This window comes from Streptomyces sp. NPDC016562 (assembly GCF_043076955.1).
In the GTDB taxonomy this organism is placed as follows: Bacteria; Actinomycetota; Actinomycetes; order Streptomycetales; family Streptomycetaceae; genus Streptomyces.
This window is the reverse complement of sequence record NZ_JBIBRZ010000001.1, coordinates 1,023,581-1,039,818: the sequence shown is the minus strand read 5'-3', so window position 1 is coordinate 1,039,818 and position 16,238 is coordinate 1,023,581. Positions and strand designations below refer to the sequence as shown.

13 protein-coding genes and 1 pseudogene are annotated in these 16,238 nt (G+C 72.3%); 7 read left to right on the top strand and 7 right to left on the bottom strand.

The genetic code is table 11. The annotated features are described in order from the left end of the window. Positions 1-103: 103 nt before the first annotated feature. The gene (locus ACF059_RS04805; RefSeq protein ID WP_392051363.1) at positions 104-991 is read left to right on the top strand and encodes a thermonuclease family protein; all 888 of its coding nucleotides are present in this window, start codon (positions 104-106) and stop codon (positions 989-991) included. A gap of 45 nt (positions 992-1,036) precedes the next feature. On the opposite strand, the gene ACF059_RS04800 is transcribed toward ACF059_RS04805, so the two are convergent. Then, the gene (locus ACF059_RS04800; RefSeq protein ID WP_392053057.1) at positions 1,037-2,398 is read right to left on the bottom strand and encodes a sensor histidine kinase; all 1,362 of its coding nucleotides are present in this window, start codon (positions 2,396-2,398) and stop codon (positions 1,037-1,039) included. A 133-nt stretch (positions 2,399-2,531) separates the two neighbouring features. Further along, positions 2,532-3,209, bottom strand: a complete 678-nt coding sequence (locus ACF059_RS04795) for a response regulator transcription factor (RefSeq protein ID WP_392051360.1) — start codon at positions 3,207-3,209, stop codon at positions 2,532-2,534. A gap of 135 nt (positions 3,210-3,344) precedes the next feature. Between ACF059_RS04795 and ACF059_RS04790 the strand changes: the two genes are divergently transcribed. Then, positions 3,345-3,983: a hypothetical protein gene (locus ACF059_RS04790; protein WP_392051357.1), complete on the top strand. Its 639-nt coding sequence runs from the start codon at positions 3,345-3,347 to the stop codon at positions 3,981-3,983. Between the two features lie 545 nt (positions 3,984-4,528). On the opposite strand, the gene ACF059_RS04785 is transcribed toward ACF059_RS04790, so the two are convergent. Further along, complete coding sequence (locus tag ACF059_RS04785) at positions 4,529-6,433, bottom strand: hypothetical protein (protein ID WP_392051354.1); 1,905 nt, start codon at positions 6,431-6,433, stop codon at positions 4,529-4,531. A gap of 486 nt (positions 6,434-6,919) precedes the next feature. On the opposite strand from ACF059_RS04785, the gene ACF059_RS04780 reads away from it, so the two are divergent. Both ACF059_RS04780 and ACF059_RS04775 read left to right on the top strand, forming a co-directional pair. Continuing rightward, the gene (locus tag ACF059_RS04780) at positions 6,920-7,498 is read left to right on the top strand and encodes a sigma-70 family RNA polymerase sigma factor (protein ID WP_360891964.1); all 579 of its coding nucleotides are present in this window, start codon (positions 6,920-6,922) and stop codon (positions 7,496-7,498) included. 875 nt (positions 7,499-8,373) lie between these two features. Continuing rightward, a complete protein-coding gene (locus tag ACF059_RS04775; protein WP_392053054.1) occupies positions 8,374-9,204 on the top strand; it encodes an IclR family transcriptional regulator C-terminal domain-containing protein in 831 nt (276 codons plus the stop codon). Positions 9,205-9,271: 67 nt separating this feature from the next. Here ACF059_RS04775 and ACF059_RS04770 read toward each other — a convergent pair whose 3' ends face one another. Both ACF059_RS04770 and ACF059_RS04765 read right to left on the bottom strand, forming a co-directional pair. After that, entirely contained in the window at positions 9,272-10,099 is an 828-nt protein-coding gene (locus tag ACF059_RS04770; RefSeq protein WP_392051351.1) for a dienelactone hydrolase family protein, read from the bottom strand. Positions 10,100-10,250: 151 nt separating this feature from the next. Then, positions 10,251-11,498: a serine hydrolase domain-containing protein gene (locus tag ACF059_RS04765; RefSeq protein WP_392051348.1), complete on the bottom strand. Its 1,248-nt coding sequence runs from the start codon at positions 11,496-11,498 to the stop codon at positions 10,251-10,253. A 191-nt stretch (positions 11,499-11,689) separates the two neighbouring features. Here ACF059_RS04765 and ACF059_RS04760 point away from each other — a divergent pair, with 191 nt between their 5' ends. Next, positions 11,690-13,006, top strand: a complete 1,317-nt coding sequence (locus ACF059_RS04760) for an LCP family protein (RefSeq protein WP_392051345.1) — start codon at positions 11,690-11,692, stop codon at positions 13,004-13,006. Positions 13,007-13,077: 71 nt separating this feature from the next. Here ACF059_RS04760 and ACF059_RS04755 read toward each other — a convergent pair whose 3' ends face one another. Next, a complete protein-coding gene (locus tag ACF059_RS04755; RefSeq protein ID WP_392051342.1) occupies positions 13,078-13,896 on the bottom strand; it encodes a hypothetical protein in 819 nt (272 codons plus the stop codon). Positions 13,897-14,067: 171 nt separating this feature from the next. Here ACF059_RS04755 and argG point away from each other — a divergent pair, with 171 nt between their 5' ends. Next, positions 14,068-15,516 (top strand): argininosuccinate synthase, encoded by a 1,449-nt coding sequence (gene argG, locus ACF059_RS04750; protein WP_392051338.1) that lies wholly within the window; start codon positions 14,068-14,070, stop codon positions 15,514-15,516. Positions 15,517-15,719: 203 nt separating this feature from the next. Beyond that, a pseudogene (locus tag ACF059_RS04745) lies at positions 15,720-15,973 on the top strand (transposase); the annotation flags it as partial. Between the two features lie 77 nt (positions 15,974-16,050). Here ACF059_RS04745 and ACF059_RS04740 read toward each other — a convergent pair. Next, on the bottom strand, positions 16,051-16,238 hold a 188-nt coding region (locus tag ACF059_RS04740; protein ID WP_392053152.1), incomplete at its 5' end, for a hypothetical protein.

Here is a 16,238-nt window from a genome sequence, read left to right as displayed (position 1 = left end):
CGAGCGGCCCGGCCCGAGGCACGCCCTTTTCACCCTCCGGGCACTCTGGGTGATCACTTGCTACGGTGGGTGACGCCCTGTCCGCCTCCCCCCGGGAGTCGCCATGTCCATGCTGCTGATCAGAGGGTCCTTCCGGGTGAACGGCGGTGCCAAACCGGACGGCGACACCCTCCCCTTCATCCCCGAGGACCCCGGCGACTGGAAACTCGTGGGCGGGCGGGCACCGATCGTGCCCAAGGCGGACGGCCGTGCCAGCGTCCGTCTGGAAGGCGTCGACACGCTGGAGACCCACTACAGCAACGGCAGTTACGGGCCCGAGCGGCACCAGCCGCTGAAGTTCGCGCACCGGGCCGCGGACGAGTTGCTGACCTGGCTCGGCTTCACCCACATCGAGCGCCACGCGGACGAGACCGTCACCACCACGCCCGACAGCGTGCCCGGATTCATCCTCACCCGCGGCGCCGACGCCTACGGCCGCTGCATCGCCCTGGTCGGCCGCGGCTTCCCGCCCGGATGCAGCGGCTACGAGATCCGTGTCGGCGAGGACCTGCTGCGCAAGACCGTCAACCACCACCTGCTCGCGGTCGGGCTGGCCTACCCGACCTTCTACTCGGGTCTGCCGTCCGACCTGCGCGGGGTCCTCAAGGCCGCCGCCCTCCAGGCCAGGGAGGCCGTGCCACCCAAGGGGCTGTGGGCCGAGGACGTGACCGTCGAGGGGGTCAAGGTCACCGACATGTGCGCGATCACCGCCGACGCGGGTGCGGTGATCCTCCCGAAGCTGTTCCGCCGGCTGAAGGACTATCTCGACTACGACCCGGGGAACCAGTCACTGGCCTGGTTCCCCGCCTTCCTGGCCGGGGCCGGGGACAAGTTCCGCATCCTGCCGGGCAACGACGAGGTCACCGGCATGCACCGTCTGATCGAGATCACCGACGGCCAGACCCTGCGGATGACCCACCCCTGCGAACAGATCGTCTTCGACGACAAGTGAGCACCCGCGCGGCCATTCCCCGGCCGCGCCGCGCCAGATGACCGGTCAGGGCAGATGCGTCACCGGCAGCCGGAGCACCAGACGGGCGCCGCCCTCCGCAGGCTCCTCGGCCGTCAGCGTGCCGCCGTGGTGGGTGCTCAGGTCGCGGGCGATGGCGAGGCCCAGACCGGCTCCGCCGTGGTCGCGGCTGCGCGAGTCGTCGAGCCGCGTGAACCGTTCGAAGACCCGCTCGCGGTCCGCCGCGGGGATGCCGGGGCCGTCGTCGAGGACCTCCAGGACGGCGGTGCGCGGCCCCGGCCCGGCGGTCGTGCGCAGGGTGACCTCCACGCGACGAGCCGCGTAACGCTGGGCGTTGTCGACGAGGTTGGTGACGATCCGGCCGAGCCACAGGGCCCCGGCGGTGACCTCGACACCGGCTTCGAGCCGCACCCGGACCGGCACCCGGTCCCCGAGCCGGCAGTCCACCGCCTCGCGGACCAGAGCGGTCAGGTCCAGCGGCGCGGCGGACACGGGCGGGGCGGCGTCGATGCGGGCGAGCAGCAGCAGATCGGCCGTCAGGTGCTGGAGCCGTTCGATGTCCTCCAGGGCCCCGCCGATCAGCTCGGGCCACAGCTCCGGGTCGCGGACGGCCAGGGCCACCTCCAGCTGGGTGCGCAGGACGGTGATGGGGCTGCGCAGTTCGTGGGAGGCGTCGGCGATGAACTGCCGCTGGCGGATGCCGGAGGCCTCCAGCCGGTCCAGGGTGGCGTTCATGGTCTCGGCCAGCCGGGCCACCTCGTCCTGCGTGGCCGGCACCGGCACCCGCCGGTGCAGGTCGCGGTCGGAGATCTCGGCGACCTCGGCGCGGATCGCCTCCACCGGCCTCAGCGCGTGCCCGGTGACCCGCCAGGTCACGAGGGCCACGGTGGCCAGGAGCAAGGGCATGCCGATGAACAGGGCCGCGGTGGTGGTGTCGTCGGCCGCGTCCGCGTCCCGCAGCGAGGCGCCCGCGTAGACGACGGCCATGCCGTCCGGGGTGTTCGTGACGACCTGGGCCACCCGCTGGCGGTGTCCCTCGCCGAGCGGGCGGATCTTCCACGTGTGGAGACGGGTGGCCGGTGGGCCGGGGGCCGGCGGCGGGAGCGGGGGCACGCCCGCCAGATCGGGACTGGCGAACAGCACGCGGCCGTCCGCGCCCACCACCTGCACGAATTCGATGCTCCGCCCCGGCGGGCGGACGCGCCCCAGCTTGCCGGTGGCGGCGAGCTGGGCCACCGTCTCGGCCTGCCGCCGGGCGTCGTTCTCCGCGTTGCGCAGCAGATTGGCTTCGAGCAGCCCGAGCAGGGCGAAGGAGGCGAGCGCCAGGGCCGCGGCCACCACCACGCTCGCGCCCACGGTGGCCCGTGCCCGTACGGTGGTGGGCCACATCCGCCGCAGCACGGGCCACCGGTGCAAGGCCGCGCGCGAGGCGGGGCCCAGTACGGAGCCCCGTACGGCCTCCAGTACGGGGCTCAGCACGGCGCTCAGTACGGCCCCCGGGCGGCGGCGCGCATCCGGCCGCTCAGCCACCGTCGACCGCCAGCCGGTAGCCGGCTCCCCGTACGGTCTCCAGCGCGGCACGGCCGAAGGGGGCGTCGATCTTGCGGCGTACGGCGCTGACGTGGACCTCCACGACATTGGGATCGCCGTCGAAGGCGCTGTCCCACACCTGTTCCAGGATGTCGCGCTTGGACACCACCTCGCCCGAGCGCCGCGCCAGGTACTCCAGGACCGCGAACTCCCGCGCGGTCAGCCGTATCTGCGCACCGCCCCGCGAGCAGGCGTGCCGGGCCGGGTCGAGCAGCAGGTCCCCGAACCGCATCACCTGAGGGCGCCGGCGGCCCGTACGCCGGCCCAGCGCGCGCAGCCGGGCGACCAGGACGAGATAGGAGAAGGGCTTGGACAGGAAATCGTCGGCGCCGGTGTCCAGGGCCTCGGCCTCGTCGTACTCGCCGTCCTTCGCCGTGAGCATCAAGATCCCCGACTCGTTGCCGGCCGCGCGCAGCTTCGCGCAGACCCGGTAGCCGTTCAGCCCGGGCAGCATGATGTCGAGCACGATCAGGTCGTAGTCGTGCTCGGTGGCCAGCCACAGGCCCTGGGGCCCGTCATGGGCCACGTCCACCGAGAACCCCTCCGACTGCAGCCCTCGCTGCAGGGCCACCGCCAGCCTCCGTTCGTCCTCCACCACCAGTACGCGCATGCCGAACAGGATCGCAGGGCCGCCCGGCGGAAGGCTGAAGAGGTCTTCAGGTGGCTTCAGCGGAGCTTCAGCATGCGCTCGGCATCCTCTGCAACGAGCCGGGCGCAGCGCCTGGTTGTCCTGAGGAGTTCTGGTATGTCTGAATCTGTCCCGCCCCGCCCGTCCGAGCAGTCCGGCCCGTCCGAGCAGCCCGGTCAGCCCGAGAAGGCCCCCGGCGGCGGAGCCCGCCAGCGGGCGGCGCTGGGCCGCCTCGTGCCCCGCAGCAGGGCCGCCCGGTGGGCGGCGGCGGGCGCGGCCGTGGTGGTCGTCGGCGGGGGAGTGGCGGCCCTCGCGGTGGCCGACCACCACGACCACCACCGGGCGGACCGGGGGCCGCGCTTCCACTGGACCGTGCCCGGCCCCGGCCCCGGCCCCGGTGGCGATGGCCGGCACGCTCCGCAGCCGCACCACGAGGGCAAGCGGGGCGACCTCGACGTGCCGGCGCTCCCCAAGCTCCCCGAGGGTCTCGGCCGGCCCGACGGCGGCGCCGGCCGCCAGGGCCCGGGAGCCGCGGCGCCCGCGCCGCTGCCCTCCCTGGCCATCGGCGAAGCGGCCGACAAGGCCGCCGCAGCGGTGCCGGGCGGCAAGGTCGAAAGCCTGCGCCCGGTCGCCCAGGACGGCGGCGGCAGCGCCTGGCTGGCCGTGGTCCTCGGCCAGGACGGCGTCCGGCACGCCGTCACGGTGTCCGCCGATGGCACGGTGACGGGCAACACCCCCGTGGACAGGTCGCGTTAGCGGGTGTCCCCGAAGCGGCCCGCGGCGCCCGGCGCCGCGGGCCTGACGGGCGCCGCTTCGACGACGGGCCCCTCGGGACGCTCAACCAGGCCGGCGTCGATTCATCCCTTGGGAGTAGTTCGATATGCCTCGTCGCCCAGGCACTGACCTACGGGGAGACAGGGGGCATGGGCCGTGACGGCAAGGGGCCCCTCTCCACAGGACCGCTCGTTCGGCCGTGGAGTGCGAACTCGGGGCTGTTCGCCGTTCCAAGGAGGACCACCATGCAGCAGCGAGCAGTCGTCCGCCACCCCGCAGGCAGCGGCCGTGACCGACCTAAAGGTCCGCTTCCGCAGTATCGCGGTGAGCGAGATCCACGATCCCGGCAGCAACGCCGAGGCGGAGTTCACCTTCAAGGTCAACGGGCAGACCCAGACGTTCCGGGACAACGGCCTGAGCATCGGGAAGACCACGAGCTGGCTGACCTTCCTGAGAGGGTGGGGAATGCGCCGCGATACCCTCGGGCAGCGCCCCGCCCGCGCGCAGGTTTTCCGGCTCGTGCCAGGCTACCGAACCCCCGTCGGCGGGGTGGGGAGGGCGGAGCCCTGGAGGGCCAGCGCGGTGAGTACCACCAACGCGTCCGTCCAGCCCAACGGGGCGACCGAGGACGGTGACCCGGCCCCGTTCACGGTCTCGGGGAACTCGCCCAGCCGGTTGCGCTTGGACAGAACCCAGTCGAGCACCTTGCCTGCCTTCGCGTGCTCGCCCGTACCGGACCAGGCGAGGGCGAAGAAGGAGGTGCTGGCCGTCCAGGCGTACGACCCCCAGCTGAAGGAAGGGTCGTTGCCCGGCGAGACTCCGCCGTTGGGCAGCAGCAGCGCCCGGTAGGTGGAGTCCAGCGCCTCACCGAGACCCGGCGGAGCGGCATTGAAGGGCGGCGCCATGAACGCCACGGCGCTGTCCCGCCCGTGCTTGCCGTCGACGGTCCGCTGGTACCCGAGGGGGGCGAAGGCGGTGGCGATCCCGGCGGACAGCCGCCGGGCCGCGTCGCCCCAGCGTGCCGCGTCCTCGCCCATGCCCAGCCGGGCGGCCAGGTTGGCCGAGGAGTTGAGACCCGCCAGCAGAGGAGCGGCGGTCCCGATGTTGGCGGTCGTCGTGTCCAGTTCCCAGTAGTCCGGGGACGCCGGAGGCAGCCCGTCGGGCCCCAGCGACCGCGCCGCGTGGTCGGCCGCCGCGCGCACCATCGGATAGAGCCGGCGCAGCCGTTCGTCCCGTCCGCCGGGCGGCGCCGCCCGGTACCACTGCCAGGTGGCCCAGGGCACCCAGCCGTTGCCGTCCAGCTGCCACTTGCGCGCGTCCGGCGGCCCGCTGCCGTCGAGCTCGGTGCGGGCCTCCCAGGTCCCGTCGGGCCGCTGGGTGAGCGCGTCATAGCCAAGGATCCGGTACGCCTCCTCGTCGTGCCCGGTGGCGGCGAACGCGGCCGCGGCGAACGCGCCGTCCCGGGGCCAGGAGTACTTCCAGGCCGGCGCCCACGCCGCGGCGAAAGCCCCGTTGGGCCGCAACAGCGCACGCATCGACAGCAGGGCGCGCTGAGCCGCGGACCGCTGCACCGCGGTGGCACCGGGCACTTCGCCCGCGGCCAGCCAGCCGCGGTTCTCGTCGATCTGTGCCGAGGCCCCCGGGTCGCCCGCCTCGACCACGGCCGACGCCGAAGCTCCGTCGGGCAGGTAGCGCCACCGGCCGGAGGGCAGCCGCAGGACATTGCTCCCGTCGACGTAGGAGGCGCCGACGGCGAAGGAGGGCAGGACGGCTTCGGTGCCCACCCCGTTGGACAGCAGGCCCGAGGTGCGGGCGGCGAGCGCGGTGGAGGGTACGTAGCAGGGCTCGGTCTCCCCGCAGCGCTCGCTGCCGGTGGGATTGACGTGGAAGGCCGGCCTGGAGTCCTCCGCGTGCCAACCGCCCCAGTACGCCCTGTCATAGTTCCAACTGCTCAGTGAGCCCGGCACGGACCCCACCGTGCCGTACCAGGCGACCGGCCCGCTCTCGGCTGTGGTCGCCTGGACGAACAGGTAGTACGTGGTGCCCGCTGTGACGGCGGCGCTGACCGGGAACTCGACCCAGCCGGCGCCGGCACCCCCGAGCGCGGCCAGATCCAGCGTCTTCGACGCGATCACCGACCCCGCGTCCGCCAGGACCCGGCGGACCTGGACGGTCACGCTGCCCGTGGCCGCTGCGCTGCCGAGCCAGATGCTCACCCGGGAGAGCCGGGTGTCGTTGACCGTGAACGCCTGGGCCGCCGCGTTGTTGCTGGACTTCACGCTGAACAGGGCGGTCCCGTGGCGGACCTGCCCGTCGTAGGCCGCGGTGTCCGCGGCCGCGGGATCCGGGACCGCGGCTGCCGGGACCGCGGCGGGAACACCGGTCAGCGCCACAGTGAGCAGGGCAGGCAGCAGGGTCCTCGCAAACGCCATCGGGGTACAGGCCCTTCCACTCGACGGGCGCGCGGGCGGACATGCCGGGCGCCGGGATCCGGACCCACCATGCAGGCATCCGGCCCCGGGCGGGGGCATGTGGGGACGTGCCTCGCCGGATGGGGTCGTAGCGACATCCGATCGTGTGACAGGAGGAGCGGCACCGAGTGTGCGGGGGGCGTGCGCGGGCGGTCCGGGGCGCGCGGGGGAGCGGATGCTCTTCGTTCTGAAGATTCCCGTGGACCGGCTTGCACGATCGGGCTCGTTTTCCGATGGGGTGGTGAGTGGGAGCTCCTGGTGCTCCACGGCTGTCGGTCCGGGGGCAGGCACGCCGCTTACGCACAGTCCACTTGGAAGGTTTCGCGCCGACGTGAATGTTGCCGAGACGGTCGCCCTCGCGCTGTTAGTCACCACCGCGGTCCGTCTACTCGTGATCAAGGTCCCCGCCGCTCCCATGGGTGGCGTCGAACAGCCGTGGGGGAGCGTATGAGTGAAGGAGAATTCGACCCATCCGGGGACCAGGCGGTCTCCAGCGAGCTGGCCGGAGTGCTGCCGGTGGAGTTCACCGCTTTCCACTCCCAGCAGCACCGTGCCTACCTGCGCTACGCCCACCTGCAACTCGGCAACGCCAAGGACGCCGAAGAGGTCGTCGACGACGTCTTCACCTTCCTGCTGAAGGTGTGGCGCCAGGCGCTCAAAGAGGCCAGCCTGCACGGCTTCGCGTGGGCGGTGCTGCGCGAACACGTCGAGCGGCGGCTCGCGGTCCTGGGCCGGCAGGTGGCGATGGTGGAGACGGCCTGGTTCGCCGCGCTGCGCCGCACCTCGCGCGAGCGGCTGGAGCTGCTGGAGTCCAAGCTCGGCCTGTACGCGGCCATCGCCGGCCTCTCGGAGCGGCAGTACGACGTGGTGCTGCTCGCGTTCCTGCTGGGGAACGACTCCGACACGGTCGCCCGGATGATGGGGATCTCCCCCGCGACGGTCCGCTCGCACATCCGCGGCGCCCGCCGAACGCTGTCCCGCAAGCTCGGGGTGGACTGGATCCCCGGAGAGGAGAAGGACCAGTGAGCGACATGCCCTGTGACCGCGACATGCCGCTGGGCGAACTCGACGCGGCCCTGGAGGAGGCTACGGTGCTCGCAGAGGAATACGCCGGATACGACGAGGGCGCGGCCCGGCGCCGCATCGCCCGCCGGATCGCGGCCGATCGCGCCCGCTCGGCACCCGGCGGCGCCGCCGGCGCGGCCCCGTCCGCCCGCGGCCGGTCGGCGGCGGCGTCGGCCGCGACCGACGACCTCGTCCTGGACGCCGCCTGCCACGTACGGGCCGCCCGCGGCCTGGACGACCTCGCCTGGTCCCTGGTGGAGAGCCGGGCCTTCGCCGAAATCGCCCTGGACGCCGAGTCCTGGCCCTACGGCGCGGACTCCGCCCTGCTATTCGGCTGTCTGCTGCACCTGGCGGACCGGATGGAGGGCGCGCAGTTCTGGTTCCAGTACGCGGCGGGGGCGGGCTCGCAAACCGCGGCCCGCTGCCTCTACCTCCACCACCTGTCCCGCGCCGAGGTCGCCACCGCCCGCTACTGGAAACGCCAGGCCCGGGCCCTGCCCGCCGAGGAACACCTGCCGGTCCTGCCGCAGATGCCGGAACGCCTCGAAGAGGCCCTGGGGGCCTCGGTGATCTGGACGACCCCGCCCATCACCACGCAGGACCTGACGGCCCTCAGCGGCGGCCCGGGCCGGGGCGTTCGGGCGCCCGTCCGGCTCCCCGCGCGCCTGCGTAACGCCCTCATGGCACACCCCCGCAAGGAGCACCCCGACCTGGGGGAGGTCTTCACCCCCGGCCCCCAGGTAGCGGTCGCCGTCGCGCAGAACGCGAGGCTCAGCCCGCTCCACCTCACGGAAGAGGCGACCGTGGGCGCCCTCAAAGCCCTCGAACGGCCCCGCGTGACCCATGCCGTCCCGAAGGCGCCCGAGGGGCGCCCGGCACCCGCCGCGCTGGAATCCGTCCACGAGGCACTGCGCGTCCTGGAAGTCATCAACCGCTACTCGGCCGGCGTCAACCTGACCCAGGTCGCTCGCGAGACGAAGCTGCCGCAACTGGTCCTGGCCAGGGCCATGGAGCAGCTGCTCCGCGCGAACCTGGTCACCCCGATCGGACCGGACGCCTACATCGCGGGCAACGCCCTGCTGCTGACCGAAGCCGGCGACGGGGAGGGGCGCGGGCACCTGCGCGAGACCCTCGCATGGGTGCGGGACGCGGTCGGCGCCTGTGTCTACGTCGCCCGCTACACCGACGGCGAGGTCTCCATCACCCAGTACGCCGACGGGCCGGCCACCCCGGTGGTCGAGGAGTGGGTGGACTTCCGCGACGCCGCCCACGCCTCCGCGGTCGGCAAGGCCCTGCTGACCCAACTCGGCCCCGACGACCGCAAGGACCACTTGTCACGCCACCAGCTCACCCGCTTCACCCCCCACACCCTCACCACCCACCAGGACCTCTTCCACCAGCTCGACACCCGCCCGCCCAACGCACCCCTGCTCGACCTCCAGGAGTACGCGCTCGGGACGGTGTGCGCGGCCGTGCCGATCACCGCGGGCCCGAACGCGGAGTGCGTGGCCCTGTCCATCCCCGTCCCCGATCCCGGCCGGCTGAAGCAGGCCGCCCGGATCCTGCAGGGCGAAGCGGCCGCGGTCTTACTCGCCCTGATCGTCGCCGGCAGCACCCACCCGCCCGCACGCCGGCCGGAGAACGGCATCCTGTCCACCACCGTCTAGAGACGGTCGTTGGACGGTCCCGCCGCACAGCGGTGCGGCGGGACCGTCCCGGCCGGATGACGGACGCTCAGACCTTCTCTTCGAGCAAGCGCGTGCGGAACAGGTCGAGCACCTGGTCCAGCGCCGCCCGGGTGGGCTCGCCCGGGGCGTCGATCAGGTGCTCGGTCACCACGGAGTGCGGGGGGAGCAGGCCGTCGGGGCTCGCGGCGCCGTCCTCCAGCTCGACGGCGACGAAGGCGTCGCCGAGCTCGCGCCGCAACAGGGCGAACCGGTCTCCCGGTACGAACCAGTCGCCCTTGAACCGCAGCCCCATGACCTGCAGGCCCTCCCGCTCGCAGCGGCCCCGTACGACGGCGAGTTCCGCGGGGCTGATGTCGATCGTCCGCTTGCGGCCCGCCGAGACGGCCACCGGGAGCGAGGGCTGGGACAGCACCGGGGCGATCAGCCGGTCGTCGGTGGCCATGGCCAGCGCGAACCCTCCGGTCACGCACATCCCGATGGCGCCGACGCCCGGGCCGCCGCACCGCTCGTGCTCGTGGGCCGCCAGGGCCCGCAGCCAGGTCACGACCCGCGAGCTGCGGCCCGTGGCCAGCAGCGTGAACTCCCGGCTCACACACACCTTGAGGGCCGTGGAAGCCCAGTACCGCGCGGTGGCCAGCCGCCCGTGCGCATCGGGATGGGGGTCCAGGCCCGGCTCGCCGAACAGCACCGGCAGCACGACGGTGCAGCCGATCGCCGCCACCCGGTCCGCGAACTGCAGCACCTTCGGGGTGATGCCGGGTATCTCGGCCATCACGATCACGGCGGGTCCGGTGCCGCGCCGCAGGACGCGGTGCTGGGTCCCCTCGTGGGTGAACGTGCCCTGTTCGTAGCCGGTCAGGTCGTGGTCCGCCATGACTCTTCTCAACCCCTTCGCGCACCGGAACCGGTCGCCGAGAGGCCCTCACCGACCGAGGCGAGTCTGGCATGCGAAGGTCGCTCCGTGGCCGGGTCCGCGGCAGCTGGTCGCTGCCCGGGTCCGGCTCCGGGTCCGCCGTTGCGTCCCGTCAGTTCTTCTTCGGGGTGGTCGGTTTGTGCCCCGGATACACGTGGTCGGGGGTCACGATGCCGGTGATCGCCTCACCGAAGAGCGTGCTGGGCTCCTGGCCGTCGTGCAGGACGTCGGTGTTGAGGACGACGACCATGGTCGCCTGCTCCTGCGGCAGGTACACGGTGAGGGTTTCGTACCCGGGCAGCGAGCCGTTGTGGCCGATCCAGCCCTGCACGTTGAAGATGCCCAGTCCGTAGCCGGCACCCGGGATGTCCATCGGGGTCGTCTTCAGGCGCTCGGCCTGGGTCGCGGGCGTCAGCAGGGTGCCGGTGGCGAGGGTGCGGGCCCAACTGCGCAGGTCCTGCAGGTCGGAGATCATCGCACCGGCGGCCCAGGCCCAGGAGGGGTTCCAGTGGGTTGCGTCCTCGATCTTGCCGGAGGCGGTCTCGTCCGAGTAGCCGTGCGCGTAGGGCGCCTGTATCGCGGCGTTCGTGGGGAAGACCGTGCGGCGCAGCCCGGCCGGATCCAGGACGTCGCGCTGGATGACCTCGTTGATCGGCCGGCCGGTGACCTTCTCCACCACCAGGCCGAGCAGGACCAGGTTGGTGTTGCTGTACTCGAACTCGGCGCCGGGCTGGAACTGCACGGGGTGCTTGAAGGAGTAGTCCAGCAACTCCTGCGGGGTGTACGGCCGGACCGGATTGTCGTCGAGCGCCTTGTTGAAGCCGTCGTCCTCGCTGTAGTTGAAGAGCCCGCTGCGCATGCCCGCGAGTTGGCGCAGGGTGATGCGGTCCCCGTTGGGAACGCCCGTGACGTACGTGCCGATGTGGTCGTCGAGGGAGAGCTTTCCCTGGTCGACCAGCCGCAGCAGGGCCGTGACGGTGAAGGTCTTGGTCTCGCTGCCGATGCGTACGCGGAGATCGGACGTCATGGGTGCGCCGGTCGCCTTGTCCGCCACGCCGAAGGACTTGACGTAGCTGCCCTTGCCGGGGGCCCACAGCCCCACGCTCACGCCGGGCACCTGCGCCTCGCGCATGACCCGCTGCACCGCTGCGTCCAGCTTGGCCGCGACGGCAGGGGTGAGCTGGGGGAAGTCGGAGTCCCCGTCCGGGGAGGGGGAGGTGGAGGTGGAGGGGGAGGCGGTGGCGGACGGCGCCGGAGGGGTGGCCCCGTACGTGGGGCCCGCCGCGACGGGGGAGATGAGTACACCTGCGCTGGCGGCGGCCACGCAGGCCCGGCGCAGCCGTGTGCGGGTCGGCTTCACGAGACGGCCTCCTGTCGTCGAGGACAAGGCAGCCTCACCAGCGTAGGCGCGGGCCTGCCCCGTCGCGCGGTGAGCCATCCGGCGCCCGTATGAGGCGCGGTGCGGCGTGTAGCCCGGCGCTGCGGTCCGGAGCCAGTACGGTCGGCCTTCGTCCGGATTGACCCGATTGACCCGATTCTGGGGGTTCTGAGTTGCACCGTCTCACCGTTGCCGTGACCCTGCTGGCCACCCTCGCCTCCGGTACCTGGCTGGCGAACGCGCACACCGCGGCGGACGGCGCCCCCGGCGGCGGACGCGGTACGAACATCCTGGTCGTCGGCATCGACAGCCGCGCCGGCCTGTCCGCCGCCGAGAAGCGGAGGCTGCACGTCGGCGGCAAGGGCTGCAACTGCACCGACGTGATGATGCTCCTGCACCTGTCCGAGGACGGGCGGCGTGCGAGCGTCGTCTCCGTCCCGCGCGACTCGTACGTGGAGTACGCGGACGGCACCGGCAAGCGCGGCAAGATCAACGGGGCGTACGCCCTCGGCGGCGGCCCGATGACGGTGCGCACCGTCGAGAAGGCCACGGGTCTGCACATCGACCACTACCTGGAGACCGGGTTCACCGGCTTCGAGCAGGCCGTCAACGACCTCGGCGGCGCGACGGTCTGCACCGACAAGCCCCTCCAGGACGAGAACTCCGGCCTCGACATCGCCGCCGGGGTCCACCATACGGACGGCAACACCACACTGCGCTACGTGCGCGCGCGCCACATCAACCGGGCCGGAGACCTGGGCCGGATGCGGCGGCAGCAGCGCATGGTGGGGGACCTGCTGGCCCGCCTCACCGCGGACGGTTCCCTCTCCGGGCCGGTGAACACCGCCCGGACCGCCCGCGCCCTGCTGAAGTCGGTGCGCACCGACGCCGGGACGGACGTGTTCGACCTGGTCCGCATCGGCCGCACGCTCGGCAGGCTGCGCTCGCAACAGGCGGAGTTCGTGACCGTACCGATCCGGATCTTCGATCACCGGGTGCCGGGTGTCGGCTCCACCCTGCTGTGGCACGAGGAACGCTCCGCCGCACTCTGGAAGGCACTGGCCGCCGACCGGCCCGTCACGGGCGACACCCGCATCCAGCCCGCCGGAGCCGATGCCACTCCCACCCGCCCGTCGGGGATCGCCGTCCGGGTGGACGACGCGACGGTCGCCGCGGCCCTGCGCCGCGGCGGGTTCGCGGTCACCGACACCTCGGCGTCCGCGCCGGCCGTCCGTCCTGCGGGCCCGCCGGTGATCCGGTACGCCCCGGGCCGCGAGGAGGACGCGGCCACCCTGGCCGCGGCCCTTCCCGGGGCGCGCCTGCGGCCCGTCGCGCACCACGGCGCGACCTTCGAGGTCACGGTCGGCAGCAAGCCCGTACAGGTCAAGAGCGTCACCTACGACCGCAACGTCGCCGACGGCGCGCCCGTGACCTCCGACCGCCTGAGCTGCGCCGGAGCGGCGGGCCGGCCGTCGGGCGCCATGCCGTAGCCGTAGCCGTAGCCGTAGCAAGGCCGAGCGGCCCTGGTCGGCCGACCCGCGTCGGCCGACCACGGCGGGCGTCAGGCCGGGCCGCCGGCCTGCCCGCTCTTGTAGAGCTCGGTGATGTCGGCGGTGTCACCGGCGGGCGGTGCCGATATGGGCTTCGCGCCGCCGAAGGAGAGGAAGTCGAGGTTCATGCTGGTCGTGCCGAAGGTCTGGTTCATGCGGGCCGGCATCCCCTTGTCGTCGACCCAGACGTCCGTCACGACGTCGCCGCCCGCGCTCCCCAGCTTGCCGTACATGGCGGCGGCGTCACCCAGCTTGTCCCCGGGGACCGTCGCGCGGTAGTGGATCGTGGTCTTGCCGTTGACCTTCTCCGTGCCGACCTTGCTGACCCCCTTCGCGTACTTGAGCGTCTTGAGGCCCGCCGTCGGGTCGCTGTTGGCCCCCTTCATACCCGCCGCGCCCTGCTCGCCGAGGACGGCGGACACGTCGAGCTTGAGCCAGCTCTTGCCCTTGAACGGTCCGTCCGGGCTGGGGTCCACCCCGTAGTAGTACGCCCCCTGGACCATCCGCATGGTGATGGTGCCGTCCGCGACCAGCTCCTCCATCTGGAGATCCTTGGCCGGCATCTCGGTCTCCATCGCGACCCCGTCGCCCCAGGAGTAGACGCCCTTCATCTGTACGGGCTTCCCGGCGGTCTCGCTGGAGGTCACGACCATGTTGATCTCGGCCGAGCCGGCCTTCGAGGCCTCGTCTGACGCGCGCGAGAGGGCCTCGACCAGCGCCTGCGCCGAATTCCCGGCTTTCTCGGCCACCGTCGTCGCGGAGCAGCCGACCGAGCCGGCTGCTATGACCAGCGCCGCGGCGACACCCGTGACGGCCTTGTTCTTCTTCATCCCCACCCCTTGTTCGAGCTGAATTCGCTCTCCCCCAGAGCATATTGGGCAGGGCTGACAGTGGCCCAATCCTTTCGGACCGGCTCCACACAGGGTGGCCCCTGGGCCGCCACCGGAGACGATCTACCGGAGGGCGTTGCATGATCATGCGTAGTCATGCATACTCTTCCTATGTCCAAGGTCCTCACCTCCCTGCCCACCGGCGAGCGCGTCGGCATCGCCTTCTCCGGCGGCCTCGACACCTCCGTCGCCGTCGCCTGGATGCGCGACAAGGGTGCCGTCCCCTGCACCTACACCGCCGACATCGGCCAGTACGACGAGCCCGACATCGCCTCGGTGCCCGGCCGCGCCAAGGCGTACGGGGCCGAGATCGCACGCCTCGTCGACTGCCGAGCGGCCCTGGTCGAGGAGGGCCTCGCCGCGCTCGCCTGCGGCGCCTTCCACATCCGCTCGGGCGGTCGCGCCTACTTCAACACCACGCCGCTCGGCCGGGCCGTCACCGGCACGCTGCTGGTGCGGGCGATGCTGGAGGACGACGTACAGATCTGGGGCGACGGCTCGACCTTCAAGGGCAACGACATCGAGCGGTTCTACCGCTACGGCCTGCTCGCCAACCCCCACCTGCGGATCTACAAGCCCTGGCTGGACGCGGACTTCGTCACCGAGCTCGGCGGCCGCAAGGAGATGTCGGAGTGGCTGCTCGCCCACGACCTGCCCTACCGCGACAGCACCGAGAAGGCGTACTCCACCGACGCCAACATCTGGGGCGCCACGCATGAGGCCAAGACCCTGGAGCACCTGAACACGGGTGTCGAGACCGTCGAGCCGATCATGGGCGTGCGGTTCTGGGACCCCCAGGTGGAGATCCCCACCGAGGACGTGACGATCGGCTTCGAGCAGGGCCGGCCGACGACGATCAACGGCAAGGAGTTCGCCTCCGCGGTCGACCTGGTGATGGAGGCGAACGCCATCGGCGGCCGCCACGGCATGGGCATGTCGGACCAGATCGAGAACCGGATCATCGAGGCGAAGAGCCGCGGCATCTACGAGGCGCCCGGCATGGCGCTGCTGCACGCCGCCTACGAGCGCCTCGTCAACGCGATCCACAACGAGGACACCCTCGCCCAGTACCACAACGAGGGACGGCGCCTCGGCCGGCTGATGTACGAGGGTCGCTGGCTCGACCCGCAGGCGCTGATGGTGCGCGAGTCGCTCCAGCGCTGGGTCGGCTCGGCCGTCACCGGCGAGGTCACGCTGCGGCTGCGGCGCGGTGAGGACTACTCGATCCTCGACACCACCGGCCCGGCCTTCAGCTACCACCCGGACAAGCTGTCGATGGAGCGCACCGAGGACTCCGCGTTCGGCCCGGTGGACCGGATCGGCCAGCTCACCATGCGTAACCTCGACATCGCCGACTCGCGCGCCCGGCTCGAGCAGTACGCCGGGCTGGGCCTGATCGGCACGGCCGCCCATCCCGCCATCGGCGCCGCCCAGGCGGCCTCCACCGGCCTGATCGGCGCGATGCCGGAGGGCGGCGCCGAGGCCATCGCCTCGCGCGGCGAGGTCTCCGGCGACGAGGAGATGCTCGACCGCGCGGCCATGGAGTTCGGCACCGACTGATCTCGCTGCCGACCGATACCGGCACCGCCCGCGCACGTCCCGGCCGCCCCGGCCCGCACCCCGCCTGCACCAGGCGGGCGCGGACCGGGGCGCCGTCGTACCCGCCTGCGCGGTCACCCGTCCGCGTAGGAGCGCTTAGGCACTGTCCGGCGGATCATGTGACTGTCGGGTTGTCGGCTCGTTGTTCCCGGCGTGGGGCCGGGGTGGTGACGAATGCCGAGTGGGGCCGATTGGAGCCGCATCTGCCGGCGCCGGGACAGCGTGGCGGACGTTGGAACGATCACCGTAAGGACCAACGGGATCCTGTTCCGTGTCCGAACGGGCATGCCGTGGCGGGACCTTCCTGAGCGTTTCGGCAGCTGAGAAGATCGTCTATGAACGAGACCGACACTGGTCGGCGGACGGCACGTGGGACCGGATCATGCGGGCCGTCCAGGCCGACGCCGACCTCGCAGGCGAACCGCAAACGGTGCGGCAGCAAGGCGGCCGGCCCACAGGCTTCGACAGCGAAATCCACAAGCGCCGCAACGGCGGTCATGCGATGCCGGTGATGATCTTCCAGTGCGGGACCAGGTGCCCGTCGGCGAGGCCGGTGAAGATGCCGTTGGTGTCGATGCGGCCGGTGGCGATATCGCCGTTGCCGGAGCGGTAGAACAAGAGCTCACGGCCGAGGGCGACGATGTGGGTCCAGCCCGCGTTGAGTTGTCCGTCGGCGAGGCCGG

What these genes read in the sequence shown, in the direction of transcription:
- ACF059_RS04770 (WP_392051351.1), bottom strand. Translation starts at nt 10,099, where the DNA reads ATGGCGGACCACGACCTGACCGGCTACGAACAGGGCACGTTCACCCAC.
- ACF059_RS04790 (WP_392051357.1), top strand. Translation starts at nt 3,345, where the DNA reads ATGTCTGAATCTGTCCCGCCCCGCCCGTCCGAGCAGTCCGGCCCGTCC.
- ACF059_RS04780 (WP_360891964.1), top strand. Translation starts at nt 6,920, where the DNA reads ATGAGTGAAGGAGAATTCGACCCATCCGGGGACCAGGCGGTCTCCAGC.
- ACF059_RS04785 (WP_392051354.1), bottom strand. Translation starts at nt 6,433, where the DNA reads ATGGCGTTTGCGAGGACCCTGCTGCCTGCCCTGCTCACTGTGGCGCTG.
- ACF059_RS04800 (WP_392053057.1), bottom strand. Translation starts at nt 2,398, where the DNA reads ATGTGGCCCACCACCGTACGGGCACGGGCCACCGTGGGCGCGAGCGTG.
- ACF059_RS04795 (WP_392051360.1), bottom strand. Translation starts at nt 3,209, where the DNA reads ATGCGCGTACTGGTGGTGGAGGACGAACGGAGGCTGGCGGTGGCCCTG.
- ACF059_RS04755 (WP_392051342.1), bottom strand. Translation starts at nt 13,896, where the DNA reads ATGAAGAAGAACAAGGCCGTCACGGGTGTCGCCGCGGCGCTGGTCATA.
- argG (WP_392051338.1), top strand. Translation starts at nt 14,068, where the DNA reads ATGTCCAAGGTCCTCACCTCCCTGCCCACCGGCGAGCGCGTCGGCATC.
- ACF059_RS04805 (WP_392051363.1), top strand. Translation starts at nt 104, where the DNA reads ATGTCCATGCTGCTGATCAGAGGGTCCTTCCGGGTGAACGGCGGTGCC.